This is a genomic window from Streptomyces sp. NPDC127119 (genome assembly GCF_042677425.1).
In the GTDB taxonomy this organism is placed as follows: Bacteria; Actinomycetota; Actinomycetes; order Streptomycetales; family Streptomycetaceae; genus Streptomyces.
On record NZ_JBHXTO010000286.1, the window covers coordinates 1 to 3,602 of the forward strand.

Below are 3,602 nucleotides of genomic sequence, written 5' to 3' on the forward strand. Positions count from 1 at the left end.
GGGGGGGCGGCGCCGGGGCCACCCCCCCCGGCGGGGTTGGTGCGGGGGGGGGGGGGGGGCCCCCCCCCCCCCACACCGGCCGGGGACGGGGTTGGGGCGGCGGGGGCGAAAACTCCGCCCCCGCCGCCCTGCCCAAGGTGAGGTCAGTCCACTGACGGCTTTTCCCGACGTTCCGTGCCGCCGCCACCCTGGTTCCCGCCGCCCATGGGCCCGAAGTTGCCCATCGCGCCGCTCAGCCCCTTGAGGGCGTCACCGATCTCGCTGGGAACGATCCAGAGCTTGTTCGCGTCGCCCTCGGCGATCTTCGGCAGCATCTGGAGGTACTGGTAGGCCAGCAGCTTCTGGTCCGCGTCACCGGCGTGGATGGACTCGAAGACCGTACGGATCGCCTGCGCCTCACCCTCGGCGCGCAGCGCGGCGGCGCGGGCCTCACCCTCGGCGCGGAGGATCGCCGACTGCTTCTCACCCTCGGCGGTGAGGATCTGCGACTGGCGGATACCTTCCGCGGTGAGGATCGCCGCGCGCTTGTCACGGTCCGCGCGCATCTGCTTCTCCATCGAGTCCTGGATGGAGGTGGGCGGCTCGATCGCCTTGAGCTCGACGCGGTTGACGCGGATGCCCCACTTGCCGGTGGCCTCGTCGAGGACTCCGCGCAGGGCCGCGTTGATCTCCTCGCGGGAGGTGAGGGTCCGCTCCAGGTCCATGCCGCCGATGATGTTGCGGAGCGTGGTGACGGTGAGCTGCTCGATCGCCTGGATGTAACTGGCGACCTCGTAGGTCGCGGCGCGGGCGTCGGTCACCTGGTAGTAGATGACGGTGTCGATGTTCACGACCAGGTTGTCCTGGGTGATCACCGGCTGGGGCGGGAACGGCACGACCTGCTCGCGGAGGTCGATGCGGTTGCGGATCGAGTCGATGAACGGGACGACGATGTTGAGGCCCGCGTTCAGAGTCCGCGTGTAGCGGCCGAAGCGCTCGACGATGGCAGCGCTGGCCTGGGGAATGACTTGGATGGTCTTGATCAACGCGATGAAGACCAACACCACCAGAATGATCAGGACGATGATGATCGGTTCCATCGTGGCTCCCCGTACCCTTCTCCGCCTCGGTGCTTCCGGAAAATCTCGTGACTGCCGTGAAACTAGTGACTGCCGAAGATCTCGTAACTGTCGAAGATCTTGCTGGACGAGTGTGTCAGACCACAACTCGCCACGTGCGACGTTCCGTTCACTGGACGCTCTGGGAGGTCACACGACGATCGCCGTGGCTCCCTCGATCTCCACCACATCCACCTCTCGGCCCACCTCGTAGATGAGTGAGGCGTCGAGTGAGCGTGCGGACCAGATCTCGCCCGCGAGCTTGATGCGGCCTCCCGAACCGTCCACTCTCTCCAGGACGACGGCCTGTTTGCCCTTCAACGCGTCGATGCCCGTGGCCAGTTGGGGCCGTTGGGAGCGATGCCGGGCCGCCACGGGCCGTACCACCGCGATGAGCGCGACCGAGACGGCGGCGAAGACGACGACCTGGAGGACGACACCGCCTCCGAGCCCCGCGGTCACGGCGCCCGCGACGGCGCCGACGGCGAGCATTCCGAATTCCGGCATGGCGGTCACGACCAACGGGATTCCGAGCCCGGCCGCGCCGATCAGCCACCACACCCATGCGTCGATGTCGTTCACATGGTCATGGTAGGTCCGCAGGTCCCGTCCCCGACAGGGCGCACATCCGGTTGGGGCAGGTGTTCCGGGTCGTCAGGACAGGTTGGCCGGGAGCGGTGGGTCCGAACCGGTCGGTCAGGACAGCGGGAGGCCGTGGGCGGTCCAGCGGTCGCCGGCCTGGCTGACGACGAGCGGGAGGCCGAAGCACAACGAGAGGTTGCGGGAGGTGAGTTCCAGTTCCAGGGGCCCGGCCGCGAGCACCTTGCCCTGGCGGATCATCAGGACGTGGGTGAAGCCCGGGGCGATCTCCTCCACATGGTGCGTGACCATGATCATGGAGGGGGCGATCGGGTCGCGGGCCAGGCGGCCGAGACGGCGTACGAGGTCCTCGCGGCCGCCGAGGTCGAGACCGGCGGCGGGCTCGTCGAGGAGCAGCAGCTCGGGGTCGGTCATCAGCGCGCGGGCGATGAGGGTGCGCTTGCGCTCGCCCTCGGAGAGGGTGCCGAACCTGCGGTCCACGAACTCGGTCATGCCGAGGCGGTCGAGGAAGGCGCGGGCGCGCTGCTCGTCGATGTCCTCGTAGTCCTCGTGCCAGCCGGCCGTCATGCCGTACGCGGCGGTCAGCACCGTCTGCAGGACGGTCTGGCGCTTGGGAAGTTTCTCGGCCATGGCGATGCCGGCCACGCCGATGCGCGGGCGCAGCTCGAAGACGTCGACCTTGCCGAGGGTCTCACCGAGGATGGTGGCGGTGCCCTGGCTGGGGAAGAGGTAGCTGGAGGCGAGGTTGAGGAGGGTCGTCTTCCCGGCGCCGTTGGGTCCGAGGATGACCCAGCGCTCGCCTTCCTTGACCGACCAGGAGACCTGGTCCACCAGAGCCCGGCCCTCTCGGACCACGGATACGTCCTCAAGCTCCAGAACATCGCTCATGAGCGCGCTGTCTCCCATTGCAGTCTCGGCCGTCGCTGACGTCTGTGGACGCAGCCCCCAGGGAAAACCTACGCCACCGGTCGACCCGTCCATTCCATCGGCCGGTCCTTAAGCGGTTCCTTAAAGTGGGAGGCATGCTTTCGGAACCACGTTCAGGACGGTTGGCAGCATGGGGAAACGCACTGTTGGCCGGATTTGTCTCACCGGATGACGCGGTCGTCGCCATCGTCGGGGAGGACGCCGTGCACCGGGTCGCGGGGCTGCCGGGCGAGACGGGGCCCGTCGGGCTCTCGCTCGCGCTGGGGCGGCTGCGCACGCTCGGGGCGACGGGTCTGCGGGTCGCGCTGCCCGCGCCCGGGCATCCGCTCGGGCTGAGCGGCCCGCCGGATTTCAACGCGCGCGCCCTGGAGGCCGAGGAGGCCGTCGTCTGCCACGGGGTCGCTCTCGGCCTCGTACCCGAGGTGTACGAGGCCGGGCCCGACGGCGATGTGCATGTGGAGGTCGTCTGGCACTGTCTGCCGGTGCGCGAGGCGCCGCCCGCCGATGTGCCGTCCCTCGGGGAGGCGGAGCGGGAGCTCGCGGAGGCGTTGCGTGACGCGACGGAGGTGCTGTCGCGGCTCGATGTGGCGGGCTCGGGTCCGGTGGCCGAGGCGGCGATCGACGCGTACCGGGCGCGGGCGGAGCGGGACGGCGAGGTGCTCGCTCCCGGCTATCCGTCCAGGGCGGTGCGGGTGTTGGCGCTGTCCCAGCGTGTCGGGCTGCTGGTCTCGGTGGCGTACGGCAACGGGCCCGGCGGGGCCGTGAGCGCGTCGGAGATGGCCGCGCGCTCCGAGGCGCTGCGTCCGGTCGAGCGGACGGCCAGGCGGGCTCAGGTGGCGGCGTACAACGCGTTCGTGGAGGAGCGGGAGCGCGGGGTGCGCTGAGGACCGCGGCAGTCCCCCGGGGCGGCGGCCGGCGCGGCGGTCGCCGAGGGCCCCGGCACGGACGAGGGCCCCGCGGGCCGGGTGGTGCGCGGGG

The 3,602-nt window shown here is 70.2% G+C and carries 4 protein-coding genes; 1 reads left to right on the plus strand and 3 read right to left on the minus strand.

Going from position 1 to position 3,602, the window contains the following annotated elements:
• Nucleotides 1–143 precede the first annotated feature (143 nt).
• The 3 genes from ACFVH5_RS44085 to ACFVH5_RS44095 form a co-directional block, all read right to left on the minus strand.
• Nucleotides 144–1,079 (minus strand): SPFH domain-containing protein, encoded by a 936-nt coding sequence (locus ACFVH5_RS44085; protein ID WP_107017794.1) that lies wholly within the window; start codon nucleotides 1,077–1,079, stop codon nucleotides 144–146.
• A 168-nt stretch (nucleotides 1,080–1,247) separates the two neighbouring features.
• Nucleotides 1,248–1,679 (minus strand): NfeD family protein, encoded by a 432-nt coding sequence (locus ACFVH5_RS44090; protein WP_384814939.1) that lies wholly within the window; start codon nucleotides 1,677–1,679, stop codon nucleotides 1,248–1,250.
• 114 nt (nucleotides 1,680–1,793) lie between these two features.
• The gene (locus ACFVH5_RS44095; protein ID WP_384814942.1) at nucleotides 1,794–2,585 is read right to left on the minus strand and encodes an ABC transporter ATP-binding protein; all 792 of its coding nucleotides are present in this window, start codon (nucleotides 2,583–2,585) and stop codon (nucleotides 1,794–1,796) included.
• 134 nt (nucleotides 2,586–2,719) lie between these two features.
• Here ACFVH5_RS44095 and ACFVH5_RS44100 point away from each other — a divergent pair, with 134 nt between their 5' ends.
• Entirely contained in the window at nucleotides 2,720–3,508 is a 789-nt protein-coding gene (locus ACFVH5_RS44100) for a hypothetical protein (protein WP_385839323.1), read from the plus strand.
• Nucleotides 3,509–3,602: the final 94 nt, after the last annotated feature.

Coding starts and splice junctions, on each gene's coding strand:
- ACFVH5_RS44085 (WP_107017794.1), bottom strand. CDS start 1,079: ATGGAACCGATCATCATCGTCCTGATCATTCTGGTGGTGTTGGTCTTC.
- ACFVH5_RS44095 (WP_384814942.1), bottom strand. CDS start 2,585: ATGAGCGATGTTCTGGAGCTTGAGGACGTATCCGTGGTCCGAGAGGGC.
- ACFVH5_RS44100 (WP_385839323.1), top strand. CDS start 2,720: ATGCTTTCGGAACCACGTTCAGGACGGTTGGCAGCATGGGGAAACGCA.